Origin of the sequence: Streptomyces sp. P9(2023), from assembly GCF_032436795.1 — a bacterium.
GTDB lineage: Bacteria > Actinomycetota > Actinomycetes > Streptomycetales > Streptomycetaceae > Streptomyces.
In genome coordinates this window covers 1-347 of record NZ_JAUPWM010000250.1, presented here as the reverse complement: position 1 = coordinate 347, position 347 = coordinate 1, and the positions used below count along the sequence as shown (strand labels likewise).

At 43.5% G+C, this 347-nt stretch carries 1 protein-coding gene; it reads right to left on the bottom strand.

What is annotated here, in order from left to right:
• Window positions 1-316, bottom strand: a 316-nt coding sequence (locus Q5762_RS37530; RefSeq protein WP_315896792.1) for an AMP-binding protein, incomplete at its 3' end; no start/stop codon positions are given.
• Between the last annotated feature and the right edge of the window lie 31 nt (window positions 317-347).

Below are 347 nucleotides of genomic sequence, written 5' to 3'. Positions count from 1 at the left end.
CGTGCTGCATCCATTGCAAACGGTTAATGATCGCTTGATGAGAAACCAGCACTCCTTTTGGATTACCTGTAGAACCTGAGGTATAAATAATGTACGCGCCATGTTCTGGGCGTAATGCTTGTTGTCTCGTTACATCGCTATATGGTGTGGCTTGTGGTAGTTCATCTAAGATAAAAAGCTCACCAAGATCGCTAAAACGCTCGCTATAATCAGAGGTAGTGATGATCAGTTTCGGCTTAGCATCGCTGATCATATAAGCCAATCTATCATCGGGGTAACTGACATCTAACGGAAGATAAGCGGCCCCAGATTCGATTATACTGTTAAGAGCAAGACTGAGTTTAACG